Consider the following 20,405-nt stretch of genomic DNA (forward strand, 5'->3'; position numbering starts at 1 on the left):
ATAAAAGAGTACTTTTATATGTTTAGAAAATAAGGCGGGGGAAAAATGAGTATTACGGAACGTTTTTTTTACTTAGAAAAAGAACCATGTGTCATTTATTTACCGGAGAAGCCAAATGGATTTTCTGTTATGCTCCTCGGTGATTATAACTACTTTATTGAGAATGGTACAAGTTTATGGACACAACATGCGGGTAAATCTTATTTTTTACATGGTCTTATTGAACAAGGATACACGGTCTTTTCCTCTAATTTATACGGAAGACATTGGGGAAACGATCAATCTGTTCGTCTGGCAAAACGTTTATATGATGTTGTTTTGAGAAAAGAGACGTTAAATGCGAAAATGCACATTATGGCAGATGGTATGGGAGCGCTTGTAGCACTTGAAATGATGAACAAATATCCTGAATGTATTCGTTCTGTTGTTATGCTAAATCCGTGTTTAGATTTACCGGAATATGTAAGTTTTGAGAAAGAGCATAAATTTTTTTACAAGAGACTCGTGAAGGAATTAAGTTTGGCGTATGATGCCAAAGAAGAAGAATTAGAATCAAAAATAAATAAGAAATCATTTACGCTTCTTCCATCTTGTGTACCTGTTAAAATTTTCGTATCAACACAAGAAAAAAGAGGAAGAAAACAGCAGTTGCGTAGATATGAGAAAATGAGGCAACTAAATCAATGTGATACTTCTGTCTTGTTCCATCTGCAAGATGTGAAATATAAAATGGTTAGGCAAACGACTGATTTCTTTAAAAAATATGAAGAAGAATTATGAAGCTCCCATATACATAAATGAGGAGCTATTTGTTTCAGAGGGAAAGGGTTGGTGGTATGGAACGCGTGCTGATAATAGGTGCACTTACGTTTGTAGGTTATCACCTTGTAAATAAAATGATTGCAGAAGAAGTGGAAGTCTATGGTCTTGATTTTGATGAATTCGATAGTATGACCAAAATTAATGAAGAGAAGTTATTATTAATTGGGCGAAATGCGTTATTTACGTATTATTCGATAAGAGATGAAGATGGATGGAGATCGGTTGAGGAAGAGAGATTCGATACTGTTTATTTTTGCTTATATGAGCCAAATCAGCAAAGTGGATTTCGGAATGAAAGAGTCATATTACAATATTTAAAGCGAATTATAAGAATGTGTGAAGAACAAAAAGTGAAGTTAAATTTAATTTCTTCTATTGAAGTAGGCAGTACAGATGAATCCGAAAATAAGCGCCTATTTTTGAAAGTAGAAGAAGGATTGAAAAAAGGGAATTTACAATATAGTGTATTTCGAGTTCCAACATTATATGGACCGTGGCAACCGTCCTTTATGATGTTTCATCAGCTTATTTTATCAGAATTAGTTGAAAAAGAGTGGCGTTGTACGATTGAGGAAAAGGGGAATGATTTACTTTACGTTGAAGATGTATGTGAATACTTATGGGAACATGGAACGAACGGGGCGCATCTTGGTATATACAATTTACTTAGTGGTAAACAGTCATTATGGGAAAAAGGTATGAATCTTTTACGCGCGGATGATAAAGTAAATAAAAATAATAACGAAGTAAGAGATGAGGCTATCGAAGTAATTTCAATAAAAAGAAATACTCCGTTAGAATACGGTTTAAATAAGCAACTGGCACACATGAAAAAATATAAAGAGTTATACGAAGGGTAGTACGCGTGTTACACTATTGTATGTGAAAGTTTTAATGGAGAGGAAGAGTATAATATGAACGAAAAAAGCATGCAGTTTTTACAAATCGCAATGAAGCATTTACCGGAAGCAAAGGCAATTTTAGATGATAATGGAATTGCACTTGATATGGAGAAGGCACAGCCGGTGTTAGAGTTGTTAATGAAAGTTATGAACGAGGCTTATGAGCTCGGGAAAGCAGATAAAGAATAAAAAGCATCTTTTTAAGATGGAAGAGAGGCCCGAACCGTGGATAGAAGCGGTCAGGGCCTTTTTTATTCTCGCCTGGGGGAAAACCAGAGATATGAAGAGGATAAAGGAAAAGTAGTGAGGAGAACTGTCTAGTTTAGAAGGAAAGCAGATAAAGAATAAAAAGCATCTTTTTAAGGTGGAAGAGAGGCTCGAACCGTGGATAGAAGCGGTCAGGGCCTTTTTTATTCTCGCCTGGGGGAAAACCAGAGATATGAAGAGGATAAAGGAAAGGTAGTGAGGAGAACTCTCTAGTTTAGAAGAAAAGCAGATAAAGAATAAAAAACATCTTTTTAGATGAAAGAGAGGCTCGAACCGTGAACAGAAGGGTTTGAGTCTTTTTATATTTGAGAGGTATGTTTCTGTTTCTTTTAATGAAAAATAAAGTGGATAATGCGTTAGCTTTCTGTTTTATGCGAAATATATTCTAGACAAAAATACATTTATGTTTTAAAATTAGTACCAAGTCATAATAATTGATATAAAACGGAGGGCTGCGATGTGAACGTGGGCATTTTAGGGATCGGAAGATATGTGCCAGAAAAAGTAGTCACAAATCACGATTTAGAAAAAATAATGGATACATCCGATGAATGGATTCGTACGAGAACGGGAATTGCAGAAAGACGCATTGCCGATGATACAATAGATACTTCATATATGGCCGTAGAGGCTGCAAAAAAAGCACTTGAAGATGCAGGGGTTAGCGGAGAAGATATCGATCTTATTTTAGTGGCGACAGTAACACCAGATCGTGCGTTTCCAGCAGTAGCTTGTGTCATTCAAGAAGCGATTGGAGCGAAACATGCAGCTGCAATGGATGTAGGTGCAGCATGCGCTGGCTTTATGTACGGAATGATTACAGCGCAGCAATTTATTAAAACGGGGACTTATAAAAACGTATTAGTAGTTGGTAGTGATAAGCTATCTAAAATTGTAGACTGGAATGATCGAAATACAGCGGTATTATTTGGAGACGGAGCCGGTGCTATCGTAATGGGAGCAGTTTCAGAAGGAAGAGGCGTTCTATCTTTCGAATTAGGAGCAGACGGAAGCGGCGGTAAGCATCTATATCAAGACGAGTATGTTATGATGAATGGCAGAGAAGTCTTTAAATTTGCCGTTCGTCAACTTGGTGAATCTTGTCTTCGCGTTTTAGATAAGGCTGGTCTTACGAAAGAGGATGTGGATTTCTTAGTACCGCATCAAGCGAATATTCGTATTATGGAATCTGCAAGAGAGAGATTAAATTTACCACAAGAAAAAATGAGTATGACAATTGAAAAGTTTGGTAATACATCAGCTTCTTCAATTCCAATTGCAATGGTAGAGGAATTGCAAAATGGACGTATTCAAGATGGTGATTTAATTATACTTGTTGGTTTTGGTGGCGGATTAACATGGGGAGCAGTCGCTCTTCGTTGGGGTAAATAAGGACTGAGAGAAAAAAAGGAGTGTATTTTGTATGGAAAAAAAGAGGGTCGTAATTACAGGACTAGGAGCTGTTACACCGGTCGGAACAGATGTTGAAACAGCATGGGAAAACATTAAAAAGGGTGTATCTGGAATCGGGCGACTTACAAGAATTGATCCAGAACTATTTCCAGCAAAAGTAGCAGCGGAAATTAACGACTTTGAAGTCGAGAAATATATTGATAAAAAAGAAGCGCGCCGTATGGACCGCTTTACACAATATGCAGTAGCAGCAGCGAAAATGGCAGTTGCAGATGCAAAGCTTGAAATTACAGAAGAAAACGGACCTCGAATTGGTGTATGGATTGGATCAGGTATTGGCGGTATGGAAACATACGAAGAACAATTTAAGATTTTTACTGAGAAAGGCCCACGCCGCGTGAGCCCATTCTTCGTACCGATGATGATTCCGGATATGGCAGCAGGTCAAGTATCAATCGCAACAGGAGCAAAAGGAATTAACACTTGTTCTGTAACGGCTTGTGCATCTGGTGCAAACTCAATTGGTGATGCATTTAAAGCAATTCAGCGTGGTGATGCTGATGCAATGATTACAGGCGGAGCAGAAGCACCGCTAACAAGTATGGCATTCGCAGGATTTAGCTCAGCGAAAGCATTAACATTTAATGAAGACCCAGCAACGGCTTGCCGTCCATTTGATAAAAATCGTAGCGGTTTTGTAATGGGTGAAGGCTCAGGTATTCTAATTCTTGAAGAATTAGAGCACGCATTAGCGCGTGGTGCTCACATTTACGCGGAAATTGCTGGTTATGGTGCAACTGGAGATGCGTTCCATATTACAATGCCTGCTCCTGGTGGTGAAGGCGGAGTGCGTGCAATGCGTCAAGCTTTAGCTGATGCAGGCCTACAGCCAGAAGATATTGATTACATTAATGCGCATGGTACAAGTACGGATGCGAATGAAAAATATGAAACGATGGCAATTAAAGAAACTTTCGGTGAGCACGCGTATAAAGTAGCGATTAGCTCAACGAAATCAATGACAGGTCACTTATTAGGAGCAGCTGGTGCTGTTGAAGCGATTTTCTCTATTAAATCAATTACAGACGGAGTAATTCCGCCAACAATTAACTATGAGACACCAGATCCAGAATGTGACTTAGATTACGTACCGAATCAAGCGAGACACCAAGAAGTAAACGCGGTGTTAAGTAATTCATTAGGATTCGGTGGTCATAACGCAGTATTAGTATTTAAATCGTATAAATAATAGATAAAATAAGGAGTTTTTTCGCAATATATTGCGAAAAAACTCCTTATTTATTTTTACGCCTTTTTCTCCTGTAGCATATACATAAGAAAAAGGAGGGATAAAGATGGGGATTGTTGAAACAGCTGAATGGCTACATTTATATTATGGGCGGCCAGAAAAACTTTGTGAGAAATTTACGAAGTATATTCCGTTGCCAAAAGAAAGGTTGTATCGCTTTTTAATTTCAAAAGGGATGTATCGCCCGATCATGCGCGGAGAAAAGGAAATTAAAGAATTAGAGGAAAAGGAAATTTGGAAAGAATTGAGCCTGGAGTATGATAAACTGAAAAACTGGTTAAAAGGTCCAGATGTCCCTGTCTTTATTTTATTATCAGATTCCTATAATCGAACTGTACAAGAAGAGTATAACGGTAGGGCTGGATTATCTATGCGTCATGTTATTTTCTTATTCGTATGTGGACGGAATTCGGTAGAAGAATTAAAAGTGTTATTAGCGCATGAATATCATCACATATGCAGGTTACATCAAATTGAGACGAAAGAAACAGAATATACATTACTTGATACGATGATTATGGAAGGGCTAGCTGAACAAGCAGTAACAGAAAGGTATACAGAAAAAAACAATGCACCGTGGACGGCGTATCTTTCAAAGGAAGAGGCTATTTATTATTGGAAAAATATTGTACATGAAAGAATAAGTATAAAACGAGGAACAAGGGAACATGACATCTTATTAAATGGCTTTCACTCTTATCCGAAGATGCTTGGCTATGCGCTTGGATTTCATATTGTCAAAGATTGTGTAACTTTGGAAGGAGAAGATACACTTTCTTTATTATCTATAGATGCAAAAGAAATATTGAATAAAGCAAGTACATTTCATATATAAAAAAACAGGAGTTCTATTTCCTGTTTTTTTAGTATTAATAGAAGAAAAAATAATAATTAGAATATATTTCCTCAAGTGGAATAAAGTTAAGCAAAAATGAACATAATGATTGGTACAAACAGTAGTGAAGTGAGGGGTAGTGAATGTTATATCTACATGATGTATGGGTAAATTGGTTTGAAGGTGAAGAAAATGGGTATAACGTTTGTCATTTTTACGAATGGCGGAAAGATGATACGATTGAGCTATTAGATCAAGTGCCATTATTAAAAGTAGATGCCACATTATATCATTACATCGAGAACGAATTGTTAGAGCTTCCGCAAAAAATGCTGGAAGACGTACATCATAAGGCTTATATTCGTAAAAATCATGAACGTTTGCAGCAAGAGTATTGCTTTGTTGTTACAGATGGAAAAGGAATTATTGCGATTGACACAATTGGCTACAATGTACCAATTCGCAAAAGCAGACTTATACCACGCCAAGAGCAGATGGTATATGAGATGGTAGAAAACGTACAAGCAGAAAAGTATGAGTTCCAAGTAGAAGAAACAGAAAAAGAACATCACATTTTATCACCATCGCCTTTCATTATGAATGGCTTGACTCGTAAAGAAAGACAGCTAAAACAATTATTATTTATGGCGTTAGATCAATTACATACAACGAAAAATACAGCAGAAATTCGCTATTGGTTCACAGAGTGGGATCCATCAGCATATGGAATGGTTCAACATATGGAATTTGAAGATATTTGGGTTAAGCTGTATGATGAAGCGAAAACAGGCTGGTCTGATAAGCATGAACAATTATGCGAGCGTCTCGTAAAAGGACAGCCATTTTTTGAAAAGTTATGGGAAATGGAAAATGAGCAAAAGGTAAATTAAAAAACCGCCAATTGGCGGTTTTTTAATTTTGTAGTAATCCAGCTCCGGCGGCAAGAATGTTCGGTGGCTTCGCGCCTTCCTGTGAGGCAAAAAGCGCCTCTACGTCAGGAGCTCTATCCCCCTCGCATTCTAAACGAGCCGCTTCCGCTTTATATGTAATCCAGCTCCAGCGGCAAGCTCTTCGTGTCTAAGAACCTTCCGCATAAGAAGGAAAAAAGCTCCTTTTATGCGAAAGAACCTTAGCCAGTCAGAGCTGAACGAGCCGCTTCCACTTTATATGTAATCCAGCTCCAGCGGCAAGAATGTTCGGTGGCTTCGCGCCTTCCTGCGAGGCAAAAAGCGCCTCTACGTCAGGAGCTCCATCCCCCTCACATTCTAAACGAGCCGCCTCCGCTTCCACTTTATATGTTACCTACGTTTTCTGCTTAGTCCCATTGCGTTTTCTACTTTGCGTAGTTGTTTGAATGCAACGCGGTTTGCTTTTTCTGCACCTTTGTCTAGAATTTCGTCTAGTTCTGGTGAGTTGATTAGTTCGTTATATTTGTCTTGGATTGGACGAATTGATTCTACGACTACTTGCGCTAGGTCGCCTTTGAAGTCGCCGTATCCTTTTCCTTCGTACATTGCTTCAATTTCTTCAACTGTTTTTCCAGAGAATGAAGAGTAGATTGTTAATAAGTTAGAGATACCAGGTTTGTTTTCTTTATCAAATTTCACAATACCTTCAGAGTCAGTAACAGCACTCTTAATTTTCTTTTCAATTGTTTTTGGTTCATCAAGCATACTGATCATTGATTTTGGATTCGGATCAGATTTACTCATTTTCTTCGTAGGTTCTGTTAATGACATAACGCGAGCGCCTACTTTTGGAATACGAATTTCAGGAATTGTGAACACTTCACGGAAGCGTTTGTTGAAACGCTCTGCTAGGTCGCGTGTTAATTCCATATGTTGCTTTTGGTCATCACCAACTGGTACGATTTCAGTGTTGTAAAGTAAAATATCAGCAGCCATTAATGGTGGATACGTAAGTAATCCAGCTGGAACTGAATCTCTACCCGAAGCTTTATCTTTATATTGCGTCATACGTTCTAATTCTCCAACGTAAGCAACAGATTGCATGATCCATCCTAATTGAGCGTGTGCTGGTACTTCTGATTGTACAAATAAAGTAGCTTTTTCAGGATCGATGCCGCATGCTACATAAAGTGCAGCAAGACTGCGGATGTTTTTACGAAGTCCGACGGGATCTTGAGGTACTGTAATCGCATGTTGGTTTACAATACAGAAATAACAGTCGTGTTCATTTTGAAGCTCTGTAAACTGCTTCATTGCGCCTAAATAGTTTCCAAGTGTAATCGTTCCACTTGGCTGAATACCAGAAAAGATAACTGACATAAGTAATTCCTCCTAAAATTGAATGCGTGATGGGGGGGAGAGAAGGCAAACAAAAAAGCCCATTCATCCCAAAAACTATAGGGACGAATGGACCGCGGTACCACCCTAATTATTTCACTACTGTGAAATCTCTCTAATCCATAATAACGTTAGGATATAACGCCAAAGCCTACTACTTTCGGTTCGGTTTGGTGCTCAAAAGCCCATTCCATACTGTACAATTACTTGTTCACACCAACCACAAGCTCTCTGAAATTGCCTCAATATGTACTCTTCTTTATCATCGCATACATATAAATTTATTTATTGTTACTTGAGCTCTTTTAATATGAAAGAACTAAAGTTTTATAACAAAATGTTTTGCTGATTATTATATCATATGGGATAGTGTTTGCAAACTACATCAAAATAGTAAAGCTAATAAGGGTCGAGAACAACCCAAGGAAGATACCTGTAATACAAATTGGATATGTCCATTTGAATGAATATGTTTTATAAATACGTTCTTTCTTATCTGTAGGTTCCTCGACTTCTTCAATTAAAGAGTCAATCTTTTTGTTCGTACCAAATACTCTTTGGAATGCGTAAATGGTTACATTGAAAAAACCATTTTGAAATATGTATAAAAAACCGCCGATAAGAATAAAAAACAGTGCAATATAAAACAAAATGTTGACAAAGTTCAACAAAAATTGAGATGAAATGAGGAATGCACCAATACTAGAAGCAATCATCGCTATAAAAATTAGTATACAAGTATGAAAAAAAACTTTATTCAAAATATTCCCCTCCGTCAAAATATTACTAGAATTATTATACTATAAAAGCTATAATAAGTACTAGGATTAATTTTTTGAAAATTATACGCAATTAAAGGTCTGATTTTAAGATGATGGTAGCAATGTTAATGTATCCCTTTACGAAAAATTAAAAATATAAATATTTTATTAAAAATTTTAACAAAAAAACAAAAAACTATATTCACAATTGTTATATTATATGTATAATGAAAATTGTAGAAACTTGGAGATTATTCTTTCAATTCTACTTTTTAACAAGTTAGGGTACAGGAAGTGCAATTAGGGGAGGCAACACAACATGAAGAAAAAGATACCGTTATTACTTGCATCAACTTTAACTGCAAGTATGTTGCTTAGCGCGTGTAGCTACCAAAAAGATGACGCAAAAGCAAAAGGGAAAGAGAACGCTACGAGTAGTAGTAACGGAAAACAGATTCTTAATTTAACAGAGTTATCTGAAATTCCGTCAATGGATGCATCATTAGCATCTGATTCTTCATCTTCTACAGCATTAAATAATACGATGGAAGGTTTATATCGTATTGGCAAAGATCAAAAGAGAATGCCTGGAGTTGCAGAAGATGTCGAAAAGCTAGATGATGGGAAGAAATACATATTTAAATTAAGAAGAGATGCGAAATGGTCGAATGGGGAACCTGTAACAGCTAAAGACTTTGTGTATTCATGGAAAAGAGCAGTAAATCCAGATACAAAAGCAACGTATTCATACATTATGTTCGATATTAAAAATGCAGAGAAAATTCATAAAAAAGAATTACCTGCTGACCAATTAGGTGTAAAAGCGATTGATGATTATACATTAGAAGTAGAATTAGACAATCCCGTTCCTTACTTTATCGATTTAACAGTTTATCCAGTATTTTACCCACTAAATGAAAACTTTGTAAAAGCACAAGGTGATAAATTTGGTTTAGAGGCAAATACAACATTATATAACGGTCCATTCGTTATGAGTGATTGGAAACATGAACAAAGTTTCCAATTCAAGAAGAATCCTTCATATTGGGATAATAAAACGGTTAAAATCGAAGAAATCAACTTTAATATTGTAAAAAATACAGCAACTGATGTAAATTTATATGAGACAAACGCGATTGATCGGGCGGCTTTAACGTCTGAATTTGTTGATAAGTTTAGAAAAAGCCCAGAGTTCCAAACAAGAAAAGAGGCAGGGGTTGCTTACTTAAGATTTAATCAAAGTAATCAGTACTTAAGTAATAAAAACTTAAGAAAAGCAATTTCAATGTCCTTTGACCGTGATAACATTGCAAAAGTTATTTTAAATAACGGCGCAATTGGAGCTTACGGATTTGTTGGAAAAGATTTCGCTGAAGGTCCAAATAAAAAAGATTTCCGAGCTGAAAATGGAAAGCTAGTTGAAACAAATCCAAAAGAAGCAAAAAAGCTTTGGGAAACAGCGAAGAAAGAGCTTGGAACTGATAAAATCGAACTAGAATTCTTAAACTTTGATAATGAAGATGCTAAAAAAGTTGGGGAATTCTTAAAAGGTGAGATGGAAAAGAACTTACCAGGTTTATCAATTAAAATTAAACAGCAACCATTCGCACAAAAAAATAAATTAGAAGATTCTCAGCAATATGATATTGCGTTTGGTATTTGGGGACCAGATTTCCCAGATCCAATCTCATATTTAGATATGTTTGTTACGAATGGTTCTCAAAATAAAACAGGGTATTCTAATCAGAAATATGATGAGTTAATCCTAAAAGCTAAAACAGATACAAAAGATTTACAAGCTCGCTGGGACAACCTTCTAGAAGTAGAGAAGATGTTAATTAAAGAGGATGCAGTTATCACTCCAATCTTCCAAAAAGGTTCAGCGTATGTAGTAAAAGGTGCCGTAAAAGATATTATCCCAATTAACTATGGTGGTAAATTAACTTACAAATGGGCATCTGTTGAACAAAAATAATCTTTTTTTTCCATCGTTTACAAGGGTATATGCCTATGATGGGCATATGCTCTTATTTTAAAAAAATAAAAGTAAGAATATTTTAAACTATCTTATTGCTTTTGAGAAAAACGGGGAGGTGCTTGACTATGGGACGTTATGTATTAAAACGTTTCGTGTACATGGCTTTGACATTATTTTTAATTACTACAATGACTTTCTTTTTGATGAAATTACTTCCGGGTTCTCCGCTTAAAAACCAGGAGAAGCTATCACCGGCACAAAAAGAAATCATTCTTGAAAAATACGGATTGAATGATCCGGTACCAGTTCAATATGCACGTTACTTAGGTAACTTAGCAAAAGGTGATTTAGGGGTATCATTCCAATATGATAACCGCCCAGTAACAGACATGATTGTGGATCGTATTGGACCATCAGCCCAATTAGGTTTACAAGCGATTATATTAGGAACATTTATCGGTTTAATTTTAGGTATTGTTGCCGCACTTCGTAATAATACGTGGGTAGATTATAGTGCAACAGTTATTTCGGTACTCGGAATGTCGGTACCATCATTCGTATTCGCCGCATTACTGCAATATTTCGTAGGGGTAAAACTAGGCTGGTTCCCAGTAGCATTCTGGAAAGGACCAGAGTTTACTGTAATGCCTACAATTGCATTATCGATGGGAGTTATCGCGACAATCGCACGTTTCTCTCGTGCAGAATTAATTGAAGTTATGCAAGCCGATTACATTTTAACAGCGAAAGCGAAAGGAATTAGCCAAGGCGTTATCATTGTCAAACATGCACTTCGTAACGCGTTAATTCCAGTTGTAACAATTTTAGGACCAATGGTTGCGGCATTAATTACAGGAACACTTGTTATCGAGCAAATTTATGCTGTACCAGGACTTGGGGAACAATTCGTTAAATCGATTACTTTAAATGACTATACAGTTATTATGGGAACTACGATTTTCTATAGTGCGATCTTCATTTTAGTTATTTTCATTGTCGATATTTTATACGGAATTATTGATCCTCGTATTCGTTTAGCGGGAGGGAAAAAATGATGAAAGATGTACAAAAATTATCTCCAGATTTATTTCAACAAGCCAATCAAAATAATGTTGATAATGAAGTCATTGCCCGTCCAAGCTTAACGTTTTGGCAAGATGTAAGAAGACGTTTATTCCAACATAAAGGTGCGATGCTTGGCCTTGTATTGTTAGTTATCATTGCGCTATTAGCGATTTTTGGACCGATGGTAAGTAAACACTCGTATAAAGAGCAAGATTTAGGTCGTGCGAAATTACCACCAAAAATTCCAGTTATTGAAAATGTTCATTGGTTACCATTTGACGGTACAGATCAATATGGTGTTGACCAATATGAAAAACGTGATATTAAAGAGTACTTCTGGTTTGGTACAGATGACCTTGGCCGTGACTTATGGACAAGAACATGGGAAGGTACACGCGTATCATTATATATCGCTCTTTTAGCGGCAGCAATTGACTTAGTAATTGGGGTTGCATACGGAGGTATTTCAGCATTCTACGGCGGTAGAGTAGATAACATTATGCAACGTATTATGGAGATTATTAACGGTATTCCATACTTAATCATCGTTATTTTAATGGTAATCATTATGGGATCTGGTATTTGGTCAATTACACTTGCGATGGCGATTACAGGTTGGATAGGGATGTCGCGTATTGTTCGTGGACAAATCTTAAAGTTAAAAAACCAAGAATATGTATTAGCATCTCGTACATTAGGTGCAACAAATACACAATTAATTGTGAAACATTTAATTCCAAACGTAATGGGACCTATTATCGTAATGACGATGTTTACAATTCCATCAGCGGTGTTTGGTGAAGCGTTCTTAAGTTTCATCGGTTTAGGAATTCAGCCACCATTTGCGTCACTAGGTTCTCTTGTAAATGATGGTTATAAATCTATTCAAACGTATCCGCATATGATGTTCATCCCTGCGGTTGTCATCAGTATATTAATTTTAGCGTTTAACTTAATGGCAGACGGATTACGCGACGCGTTAGATCCAAAAATGCGTAAGTAAAAGAGGGGAGAGGCAAAGATGAAAACATTGTTAGAGGTAAAAGATTTACAAGTCTCCTTTGATACACATGCAGGTGAAGTACAAGCTGTACGCGGCGTTACTTTTGATTTGAAAAAAGGAGAAACATTGGCGATTGTAGGAGAATCTGGTTCAGGGAAATCAGTTACTTCTAAAGCGTTAATGGGATTAATTCCGAATCCTCCTGGACGCATTAAAAATGGTGAAATCGTATTTGAAGGTCGTGACTTAACAAAATTAACAGAAAAAGAAATGCAGCAAGTACGCGGTAAAGATATTGCGATGATTTTCCAAGATCCAATGACATCATTAAACCCAACGATGACAATTGGAAATCAAATTATGGAAGGTCTAATTAAACACCAAGGGATGAGTAAAGCAGATGCACGTAAAGTTGCTTTAGAGTTAATTGACCTTGTAGGTATTCCAAATCCAGAAGCTCGTTTAAAACAATATCCTCACCAATTCTCAGGTGGTATGAGACAGCGTGTAGTTATTGCGATGGCGTTAGCTTGTAACCCGAAATTATTAATTGCCGATGAGCCGACAACAGCGCTAGACGTTACGATTCAGGCGCAAATTTTAGAACTTATGAAAGACATTCAGCAAAAAACAGAAGCAGCAATCATTTTCATTACGCATGACTTAGGTGTAGTAGCAAACGTTGCGGACCGAGTGGCAGTTATGTACGCTGGTAAAGTTGTTGAAATTGGAACTGTAGATGAAATTTTCTACAATCCGAAACATCCATATACTTGGGGTTTAATCGCATCTATGCCAAGTTTAGATGGTTCAGAAGAAGAGTTATATGCAATCCCTGGAACACCTCCAGATTTATTGAAGCCGCCAAAGGGAGATGCTTTTGCACCACGTAACCCACAGGCACTGAAAATTGATTTTGAAATGGACCCACCTTTATTTAAAGTAAGTGATACGCACTATGCGGCAACTTGGTTACTTCACGAGCAAGCTCCAGAAGTAAAACCGCCGGCAGTCGTTGAAAAACGCATTCTTCAAATGAAAGCAGGTGAACAACATGACTAAACAACGTGAGAAATTAATTGAAGTAAAAAATGTAAAGCAGCACTTCGACGTGAGTGGTGGTGTTGTCAAAGCGGTTAATGATATTTCATTTGATATTTACCGCGGAGAAACATTTGGTCTTGTAGGAGAATCAGGTTGTGGTAAATCGACAACTGGAAGAACGATTATTCGTTTATATGATGCAACTGCTGGTGAAGTGTTATTCGATGGTGAAAATGTACATGGTAAAAAATCACGCGCAGAGCTGAAGAAATTCAACCGTAAAATGCAAATGATTTTCCAAGATCCATATGCATCATTAAACCCTCGTATGACAGTAGGGGATATTATTGCAGAAGGTATCGATATTCACGGACTAGCGAAAAGTAAAAAAGAGCGCATGGACCGTGTTCATGAACTATTAAACACAGTTGGTTTAAATAAAGAGCACGCAAACCGTTTCCCACACGAATTCTCAGGTGGACAACGTCAGCGTATCGGTATCGCTCGAGCGCTTGCTGTAGACCCAGAATTTATCATTGCCGATGAGCCGATCTCAGCACTTGACGTATCGATTCAGGCGCAAGTTGTAAACTTACTGAAAAAGCTACAAAAAGAAAAAGGTTTAACATACTTATTCATCGCCCATGATTTATCAATGGTAAAATACATTAGTGACCGTATTGGTGTAATGTATCGTGGCCAAATCGTTGAGTTAACAACAAGTGATGAATTATATGCGAATCCAATTCATCCATATACGAAATCACTATTATCAGCGATTCCACTTCCAGATCCAGATTATGAGCGCAATCGTAAACGTATCGTATATGATCCATCACAGCATAATTATGGTAGTGAAGCACCAACAATGCGTGAAATTCGCCCAGGACATTTCGTACTATGTTCGGAAGCGGAGTACAAGAAATATAAAGAGATTTATCAATAAGAAAAAGAGCCATTCTTCTGTTATGGAAGGATGGCTCTTTTTCTACTATATAAAAGAATTGTATACATTTGTCGGTCAGTCGATATATTTAAAGAATCGCCGATATAAATCTCATGTATCATTAGTGATATCCATATGCAAAATTACTGAACTTGAACAGAAACATTCTCCTCTTGTTCTTCAGGTTTAACAAGCGCATAACGCTCCCATGCTCTACTTTTCCAGCGGAAGAACATAATAATGGCACGTGTCCATTCGTCGATGGCGATTGCTAGCCAAATACCAACGAGCCCCATATCTAAATGAAAGGCGAAAAAGTAACCTAGTGGTAAACTCATTAACACCATAGAGAATGCACCGATTAAAACAGGATATTTTGCATCACCAGCTGCACGAAGCGAATTAATGATGACGATGTTCATCGTACGTCCCGTTTCAAGTAGTACACTTAGTAAAAGAACACTTGCGCCTAACCCGATAATGTGCGGATTATCTGTAAACAGTCCCATTAATTGTGTACGGAATGTAATAACGAGAGCGACCATACATAAAGTTACACCAATTGCCCATTTTACACTTTTCCACAAGCGTTCGTATGCTTCATCTTTTTCGCCACCACCAACGAGGCGGCCAATAATAATGGCTGTTCCCATACCAATTGCAATTGCAAATAAATAAGTGAACATGGAAATGTTAGTAGCGTATTGTCTAGCAGCTAATGATTCCGTTCCTAAGTACGTTGCGTAATAAAGGAAGACGATTTGACAAGCTTGATACATCACTTGTTCAAATGCAGATGGAATGCCAATTTTTAAAATTTTCCCAATGTATTCTTTGGATAAAGTGAAGTAATATTGTAATTTCACACGATATTCCATAACGCGGTATAGTAACCAGAAGAAAACAATAAGTGCGATCAATCGACTGATAGCGGAAGAAATTGCAGCCCCTTGTACACCGAGCTCAGGGAAACCAAATTTCCCGAAAATGAGTACGTAGTTTCCAGCGATATGAATCATATTCATTCCGAGTGAAATAAACATCGCTTGCTTTGTAAAACCGTGTACACGGATAATTGCGGCTAATGAGTTAATAATAGCTTGTAGGAAGATGGCTCCTCCGACGATAGATAAGTAGTTTTGCGCATACGTTAGTACATCGCCTTGTAAGTTCATTGCGAGCATCATATGTTTCGAAAATAAAAGAAAACCAGCGCTTATAACGAGCCCAACTATTAAATTTAATGTGACGGCTAATGCTGATATTTTAGATGCTTCCATAAAGCGTTTGGAACCGAGGTATTGAGATACAACGATAGCAGCGCCGTTCCCGATGACTTCTAATACCAAAATCGCAATATGAAGATATTGATTCGCTGCACCAACCCCAGATACAGCATCGTCTGATAATGCACTTAACATGAAAGTATCAGCGATCCCCATTAACATAAAAAGAAAAACTTCTAGAAAAATAGGCCATGTTAATAAGAATAAACTTAATTTCTCAGTAGGCCCGTTTTTTGCCTGAATTGCTGCCATGTCCGTCCCCTCTTTACCGATATCTATTTTTAGCAAAATGTATCGTAACATACTTTCTTAACCTTTGCACTCATTTTAGCCTACATATTTTTATTATGAAGAGAGTGCTATTTTATGATAAAAACAAAAGGATAATTATACATAAAATATTATGAGATATAAAATTCGTTTTTCTCTGATAATTTAGAAAAGTATAAAAATATTATTTTTAACACTTTAGTATGAATAATCAGCAATATGAAACGTTTACAAAGGTATATTTTTTAACGAAAAATTTTAATGAAATAGAAATATAAATATACAAAAAATATATTTGTGTGTATAATATGAATTATTAGAACATATATATATTTCTTTTTGTTTGAAAATGAAAGGGTTAACATTTTTTTGGAGGGTGGAAGTATGAAAAAAAAGATACCAGTTTTTGTAGCATCAACAGTAGCGATGAGCATGATGTTAGGGGCATGTAGCTATCAAAAAGATGAATCGCAAGCAAACGCTAAAGGGGATAGCGGAAAAAGCGGCGCGAAGCAAGTTATTAACTTAATTGAAACACAAGAAATTCCAACGATGGATCCAGCGTTATCAGCTGATGCAGTTTCTTCAAGAGTAATGACTAATACGATGGAAGGCTTATACAGTTTAGGAAAAGATGATAAGCTAGTTCCTGGTGTAGCGAAGGAATTCAAAAAATCAGAAGATGGTAAAAAATATACATTTAAATTACGTGAAGACGCAAAATGGTCAAATGGTGAGCCTGTGACGGCAAAAGATTTCGTATATGCATGGCAAAGAGCGATTAACCCAGATACAACTGCGAAATCAGCGTACATTATGTATGATATAAAAAATGCAGAGAAAATTAATAAAAAAGAGATGAGTCCGGATCAATTAGGGGTAAAGGCGATTGATGATTATACATTAGAAGTGGAATTAGATAATTCAATTCCATACCTTGTAGATTTAATGGTATATCCAATCTTCTATCCTGTGAATGAAAAGTTTGTGAAAGAGCAAGGTACGAAGTTTGGTTTGGAAGCGAATACAACGCTTTATAACGGGCCATTTACATTAAGTGATTGGCAACATGAACGTAGCTTTAAAATGACAAAGAGCGCGTCATATTGGGACAATAAAGAAGTGAAGATTGAAGAAGTAAACTTTAATATTGTAAAAGATACATCTACGCCAATTAACTTATATGAAACAAATGCAATTGATCGAGCGTCGTTATTAGCGGAGTTTATTGATAAATATAAAGGAAAACCAGATTTCCAAACAGTAGAAGATACATCTGTATTCTTCCTTCGTTTAAATCAAAAAGATCCAGCTTTAGCAAATAAAAATATTCGTAAAGCAATTTCACTTGCTTTTGACCGTAAGCCATTCGTGGATACATTATTAAATAACGGTTCTAAGCCAGCGACAGGATTAATTCCTGATAACTTCATTAAAGGACCAGATAAAAAAGATTTCCGTGCTGTAAACGGGGATATTGTAAAACCAAACGTGAAAGAAGCGAAGAAATATTGGGAAGCTGGTAAAAAAGAACTTGGTAAAAATGAAATCGAATTAGAATTATTAAATGAAGATGTAGAGTTATCAAAGAAAACTGGTGAATATTTAAAAGGTGAATTAGAAAAGAATTTACCAGGTTTAACAGTAAAAATTAAACAACAACCATTCGCACAAAAACTAAAATTAGAAGATGCGGGCGATTATGTCATGTCATTCTCTGGATGGAGTGCGGACTTCCCAGATCCAATTACATATCTTGATATGTTTGTAACAGATGGGTCACAAAATAAGATGAAGTACTCTAATCCAAAATACGATGAAATCATTATGAAGGCGAAAAAAGATGGAAGCGATGTAAATGCTCGTTGGAAGAACTTATTAGAAGCAGAAAAAATGTTACTTGATGATGCTGCGATCGTTCCAGTATATCAACGTGGTAGAGCATATTTACAAAGAGATTCAATTAAAAATATGTATAACCATAAATATGGCGGCGATTTAAGCTTTAAATGGGCGTCAGTAGAGAAATAAGAAAAAAAGCAGGTGATCACCTGCTTTTTTTAATACGTTCGTTTCTTATAAATGCCTTTTCCGCCAACTTGGTTCCAGCCAGATTGTACATCCAAACTTTTGTTAACAAACTTCATTTTTTCTTTTCCACCAAAGAGCTTTTCGCCGATGCTATTTGTAATGACACCAATCAATGCTGTTATTCCGATGATGAGGGCAGCAACCGTAATAAAATCAATAAAAAAAGCAATCATTTGAAAACTCCCCCTTTGCCTGTCTGTATGTTTATTGTATGAGATAAAAAATGAAAAAGAAAGAAATGTCAGAAAAATATTTAATTTACTTTAGAAATCATGTAGACAGGAGGGAGGATATTTGTTAAAATAAGAACAAATGTTCCTTTTTATTCTCATTTGTATAGTCTTACATTTCTTAATTGATTTATCAAGAAAAAGTAAGAAAACGTTCTCTTTTTCATAGGGAAGATTATAGATAAATAACTATATATTATATGAAAAATCTATGGGAAGTGAGTAGTAAAAGGGTTGAAAGTTATTGTTAAAGTACAGCTGAAATGAGCGTAATCATGTTACATAGCAGTGAAATACACGGGAGAGTTTTCTCAACTAGCAGGAAATTTACTGTATATTTCTTGCAAAATCTATTGTATAATGATTATAGAAGTTACTTATTAAAAGTAATTGTTGTTTATTATAAGTTGTTGCTTACATGAAATGTGATTTTTGTACTTTTCAATAAGACAAGTTATCACGAAAAATTGCTGAAGTTAGAAATTAAAACTGTATTTAGTACAGAATTTGTACTCTTTAAGGAGAGTGAGCTTTGTATGGTAACATTATATAGTTCTCCAAGCTGTACGTCTTGTAGAAAGGCGAAATTATGGCTAGAGGAAAATCATATTCCCTATACAGAACGTAATATTTTCTCAGATCCATTAACGATTGAGGAAATTAAAGAGATTTTACGTATGACAGAAAGCGGAACGGATGAGATTATTTCTACTCGTTCGAAAGTTTTCCAAGAATTGAATGTAAACTTAGAGTCTTTACCACTTCAAGATTTATATAAGATGATTCGTGACTATCCAGGGATTTTACGTCGTCCAATTATGATTGACGAGAAACGCCTTCAAGTTGGTTACAACGAAGACGAAATTCGTCGTTTCTTACCACGTACAGTAAGAACGTTCCAATTACGTGAAGCACAACGTCTTGTAAATTAATTATAATAATATGAAAACCTTCTACCTATTATATAGTAGAAGGTTTTTTTTAATGTTTCACATTGCGTAATCGAACTTGTTGTACAATAAAGCCGATGCATAAAATAGTGAAAATGAACAAATAAGGAATGCTTGCAGTGAAACTTGGATTGTTATGAAAAAAGGTTGCAAGTCTGTCTTCATGTGTAACCATTTTTCCTGCAGTATAGGCAAGAATTGCTGCACCGCAATAAATGAGGAATGGAAATCGCTCCATAAGTATTAAAATAAGTTTGCTGCCCCAAATAATAATCGGGATAGAAATGAGTAAGCCGATTATGACGAGTAAAAATCTCCCGTGAGCTGCACCTGCAATGGCAATAACATTATCAAACCCCATAACGAGATCCGCGAAAACAATTGTCCGCACAGCTTGAAATAAAGTTGTTTTTCCTTGAATAGAAGATAGATCGTTGCTATTATCGGTTAATAAATTGACTGCAATTAATGTAAGTAAAACCCCGCCAATCAATTGTAGAAATGGAATATCGAGTAAATAGACAGCTAGTATAGTAAGGACAATTCTTAGTACAATCGCTAAAAGAGTACCGATCAAAATAGCCTTATTTCGTTTCGATTCAGGTAAATTTCGGCTAGCTAGTGCGATGACGATTGCATTGTCACCACCTAATACAACATCGATACCGACAATCATTAGTACGGATGTTAAAAACTCTAAGTCCATTCGTCTGCCTCCATTTATGATGTTTTAATAAGCGAACTATATGTATGTGATGAAGAAAGTTGTTGTTAAATAATCTCTTCTAATAGAAGTTTCACTTTATTACAGTGTACGGGGGAATGTGGAAATGTATGTCCAAATTTTTTGTAAGTAAGAAATCGCTATAATAATATATTTACGTAGTTGATCGAGTAAAGATAGGCATATAACTATTTTTGTAAAAT

Annotated in this window: 19 protein-coding genes and 1 other annotated feature; of the genes, 14 read left to right on the plus strand and 5 right to left on the minus strand. The window is 36.2% G+C overall.

From position 1 onward, the window contains the following. The first annotated feature begins 45 nt into the window (after positions 1 to 45). From DN407_RS05875 to DN407_RS05905, 7 genes are all read left to right on the plus strand, one after another. Entirely contained in the window at positions 46 to 780 is a 735-nt protein-coding gene (locus tag DN407_RS05875) for a lipase family protein (RefSeq protein WP_000028691.1), read from the plus strand. Positions 781 to 809: 29 nt separating this feature from the next. Continuing rightward, positions 810 to 1,682 (plus strand): NAD-dependent epimerase/dehydratase family protein, encoded by an 873-nt coding sequence (locus DN407_RS05880; protein ID WP_002102826.1) that lies wholly within the window; start codon positions 810 to 812, stop codon positions 1,680 to 1,682. Between the two features lie 54 nt (positions 1,683 to 1,736). After that, positions 1,737 to 1,913 carry a ComZ family protein gene (locus tag DN407_RS05885; RefSeq protein ID WP_001986215.1) on the plus strand — a complete coding sequence of 59 codons (177 nt, stop codon included), beginning with the start codon at positions 1,737 to 1,739 and terminating at the stop codon, positions 1,911 to 1,913. 537 nt (positions 1,914 to 2,450) lie between these two features. Then, on the plus strand, positions 2,451 to 3,383 hold the full coding sequence (fabH, locus tag DN407_RS05890; RefSeq protein ID WP_001100532.1) for a beta-ketoacyl-ACP synthase III: 933 nt from the start codon (positions 2,451 to 2,453) through the stop codon (positions 3,381 to 3,383). 31 nt (positions 3,384 to 3,414) lie between these two features. Next, the gene (gene fabF, locus DN407_RS05895) at positions 3,415 to 4,653 is read left to right on the plus strand and encodes a beta-ketoacyl-ACP synthase II (RefSeq protein ID WP_000412656.1); all 1,239 of its coding nucleotides are present in this window, start codon (positions 3,415 to 3,417) and stop codon (positions 4,651 to 4,653) included. Positions 4,654 to 4,759: 106 nt separating this feature from the next. Continuing rightward, on the plus strand, positions 4,760 to 5,548 hold the full coding sequence (locus tag DN407_RS05900; protein ID WP_000513275.1) for a DUF2268 domain-containing putative Zn-dependent protease: 789 nt from the start codon (positions 4,760 to 4,762) through the stop codon (positions 5,546 to 5,548). Between the two features lie 143 nt (positions 5,549 to 5,691). Next, entirely contained in the window at positions 5,692 to 6,438 is a 747-nt protein-coding gene (locus DN407_RS05905; protein ID WP_000966128.1) for a YjbA family protein, read from the plus strand. 408 nt (positions 6,439 to 6,846) lie between these two features. Here the strand turns inward: DN407_RS05905 and trpS are convergent, their stop codons facing one another. Both trpS and DN407_RS05915 read right to left on the minus strand, forming a co-directional pair. Next, positions 6,847 to 7,836, minus strand: coding sequence for a tryptophan--tRNA ligase (gene trpS / locus DN407_RS05910; protein WP_087948069.1), 990 nt, complete (start codon positions 7,834 to 7,836; stop codon positions 6,847 to 6,849). Positions 7,837 to 7,912: 76 nt separating this feature from the next. After that, positions 7,913 to 8,129, minus strand: a binding site (T-box leader). A 105-nt stretch (positions 8,130 to 8,234) separates the two neighbouring features. Then, a complete protein-coding gene (locus DN407_RS05915) occupies positions 8,235 to 8,615 on the minus strand; it encodes a DUF3899 domain-containing protein (RefSeq protein ID WP_001044997.1) in 381 nt (126 codons plus the stop codon). Between the two features lie 319 nt (positions 8,616 to 8,934). Here DN407_RS05915 and DN407_RS05920 point away from each other — a divergent pair, with 319 nt between their 5' ends. The 5 genes from DN407_RS05920 to DN407_RS05940 all read left to right on the plus strand — a co-directional run bounded on the left by DN407_RS05920 (position 8,935) and on the right by DN407_RS05940 (position 14,651). Beyond that, a complete protein-coding gene (locus DN407_RS05920; RefSeq protein WP_000727219.1) occupies positions 8,935 to 10,590 on the plus strand; it encodes a peptide ABC transporter substrate-binding protein in 1,656 nt (551 codons plus the stop codon). A 128-nt stretch (positions 10,591 to 10,718) separates the two neighbouring features. Then, positions 10,719 to 11,648 (plus strand): oligopeptide ABC transporter permease, encoded by a 930-nt coding sequence (gene opp3b / locus DN407_RS05925; protein ID WP_000534172.1) that lies wholly within the window; start codon positions 10,719 to 10,721, stop codon positions 11,646 to 11,648. Further along, entirely contained in the window at positions 11,645 to 12,661 is a 1,017-nt protein-coding gene (gene opp3C / locus DN407_RS05930) for an oligopeptide ABC transporter permease (protein WP_000974106.1), read from the plus strand. The genes opp3b and opp3C overlap by 4 nt, the downstream gene beginning before the upstream one ends. Positions 12,662 to 12,679: 18 nt before the next feature. Next, the gene (locus tag DN407_RS05935; protein WP_000854346.1) at positions 12,680 to 13,723 is read left to right on the plus strand and encodes an ABC transporter ATP-binding protein; all 1,044 of its coding nucleotides are present in this window, start codon (positions 12,680 to 12,682) and stop codon (positions 13,721 to 13,723) included. Continuing rightward, the gene (locus DN407_RS05940; protein ID WP_000166348.1) at positions 13,716 to 14,651 is read left to right on the plus strand and encodes an ABC transporter ATP-binding protein; all 936 of its coding nucleotides are present in this window, start codon (positions 13,716 to 13,718) and stop codon (positions 14,649 to 14,651) included. Before DN407_RS05935 ends, DN407_RS05940 begins: the two co-directional genes overlap by 8 nt. Positions 14,652 to 14,794: 143 nt before the next feature. Here the strand turns inward: DN407_RS05940 and DN407_RS05945 are convergent, their stop codons facing one another. Continuing rightward, positions 14,795 to 16,240 carry an MATE family efflux transporter gene (locus tag DN407_RS05945; protein ID WP_009327244.1) on the minus strand — a complete coding sequence of 482 codons (1,446 nt, stop codon included), beginning with the start codon at positions 16,238 to 16,240 and terminating at the stop codon, positions 14,795 to 14,797. A 351-nt stretch (positions 16,241 to 16,591) separates the two neighbouring features. Between DN407_RS05945 and DN407_RS05950 the strand changes: the two genes are divergently transcribed. Then, positions 16,592 to 18,238: a peptide ABC transporter substrate-binding protein gene (locus DN407_RS05950; RefSeq protein ID WP_149216100.1), complete on the plus strand. Its 1,647-nt coding sequence runs from the start codon at positions 16,592 to 16,594 to the stop codon at positions 18,236 to 18,238. A 29-nt stretch (positions 18,239 to 18,267) separates the two neighbouring features. On the opposite strand, the gene DN407_RS05955 is transcribed toward DN407_RS05950, so the two are convergent. After that, entirely contained in the window at positions 18,268 to 18,471 is a 204-nt protein-coding gene (locus DN407_RS05955; RefSeq protein ID WP_000559971.1) for a hypothetical protein, read from the minus strand. Positions 18,472 to 19,064: 593 nt separating this feature from the next. Here DN407_RS05955 and spx point away from each other — a divergent pair. Further along, positions 19,065 to 19,460, plus strand: coding sequence for a transcriptional regulator Spx (gene spx / locus DN407_RS05960; protein ID WP_000258267.1), 396 nt, complete (start codon positions 19,065 to 19,067; stop codon positions 19,458 to 19,460). A 49-nt stretch (positions 19,461 to 19,509) separates the two neighbouring features. On the opposite strand, the gene DN407_RS05965 is transcribed toward spx, so the two are convergent. Beyond that, on the minus strand, positions 19,510 to 20,184 hold the full coding sequence (locus tag DN407_RS05965; protein ID WP_000362615.1) for a TerC family protein: 675 nt from the start codon (positions 20,182 to 20,184) through the stop codon (positions 19,510 to 19,512). Positions 20,185 to 20,405 lie beyond the last annotated feature (221 nt).

The sequence above is a fragment of the Bacillus sp. JAS24-2 genome, assembly GCF_008274905.1.
Classification (GTDB): domain Bacteria; phylum Bacillota; class Bacilli; order Bacillales; family Bacillaceae_G; genus Bacillus_A; species Bacillus_A cereus.

What these genes read in the sequence shown, in the direction of transcription:
- DN407_RS05875 (WP_000028691.1), top strand. Translation starts at nt 46, where the DNA reads ATGAGTATTACGGAACGTTTTTTTTACTTAGAAAAAGAACCATGTGTC.
- DN407_RS05885 (WP_001986215.1), top strand. Translation starts at nt 1,737, where the DNA reads ATGAACGAAAAAAGCATGCAGTTTTTACAAATCGCAATGAAGCATTTA.
- fabF (WP_000412656.1), top strand. Translation starts at nt 3,415, where the DNA reads ATGGAAAAAAAGAGGGTCGTAATTACAGGACTAGGAGCTGTTACACCG.
- DN407_RS05900 (WP_000513275.1), top strand. Translation starts at nt 4,760, where the DNA reads ATGGGGATTGTTGAAACAGCTGAATGGCTACATTTATATTATGGGCGG.
- DN407_RS05905 (WP_000966128.1), top strand. Translation starts at nt 5,692, where the DNA reads ATGTTATATCTACATGATGTATGGGTAAATTGGTTTGAAGGTGAAGAA.
- trpS (WP_087948069.1), bottom strand. Translation starts at nt 7,836, where the DNA reads ATGTCAGTTATCTTTTCTGGTATTCAGCCAAGTGGAACGATTACACTT.
- DN407_RS05920 (WP_000727219.1), top strand. Translation starts at nt 8,935, where the DNA reads ATGAAGAAAAAGATACCGTTATTACTTGCATCAACTTTAACTGCAAGT.
- opp3b (WP_000534172.1), top strand. Translation starts at nt 10,719, where the DNA reads ATGGGACGTTATGTATTAAAACGTTTCGTGTACATGGCTTTGACATTA.
- opp3C (WP_000974106.1), top strand. Translation starts at nt 11,645, where the DNA reads ATGATGAAAGATGTACAAAAATTATCTCCAGATTTATTTCAACAAGCC.
- DN407_RS05935 (WP_000854346.1), top strand. Translation starts at nt 12,680, where the DNA reads ATGAAAACATTGTTAGAGGTAAAAGATTTACAAGTCTCCTTTGATACA.
- DN407_RS05940 (WP_000166348.1), top strand. Translation starts at nt 13,716, where the DNA reads ATGACTAAACAACGTGAGAAATTAATTGAAGTAAAAAATGTAAAGCAG.
- DN407_RS05945 (WP_009327244.1), bottom strand. Translation starts at nt 16,240, where the DNA reads ATGTTACGATACATTTTGCTAAAAATAGATATCGGTAAAGAGGGGACG.
- DN407_RS05950 (WP_149216100.1), top strand. Translation starts at nt 16,592, where the DNA reads ATGAAAAAAAAGATACCAGTTTTTGTAGCATCAACAGTAGCGATGAGC.
- DN407_RS05955 (WP_000559971.1), bottom strand. Translation starts at nt 18,471, where the DNA reads ATGATTGCTTTTTTTATTGATTTTATTACGGTTGCTGCCCTCATCATC.
- spx (WP_000258267.1), top strand. Translation starts at nt 19,065, where the DNA reads ATGGTAACATTATATAGTTCTCCAAGCTGTACGTCTTGTAGAAAGGCG.
- DN407_RS05965 (WP_000362615.1), bottom strand. Translation starts at nt 20,184, where the DNA reads ATGGACTTAGAGTTTTTAACATCCGTACTAATGATTGTCGGTATCGAT.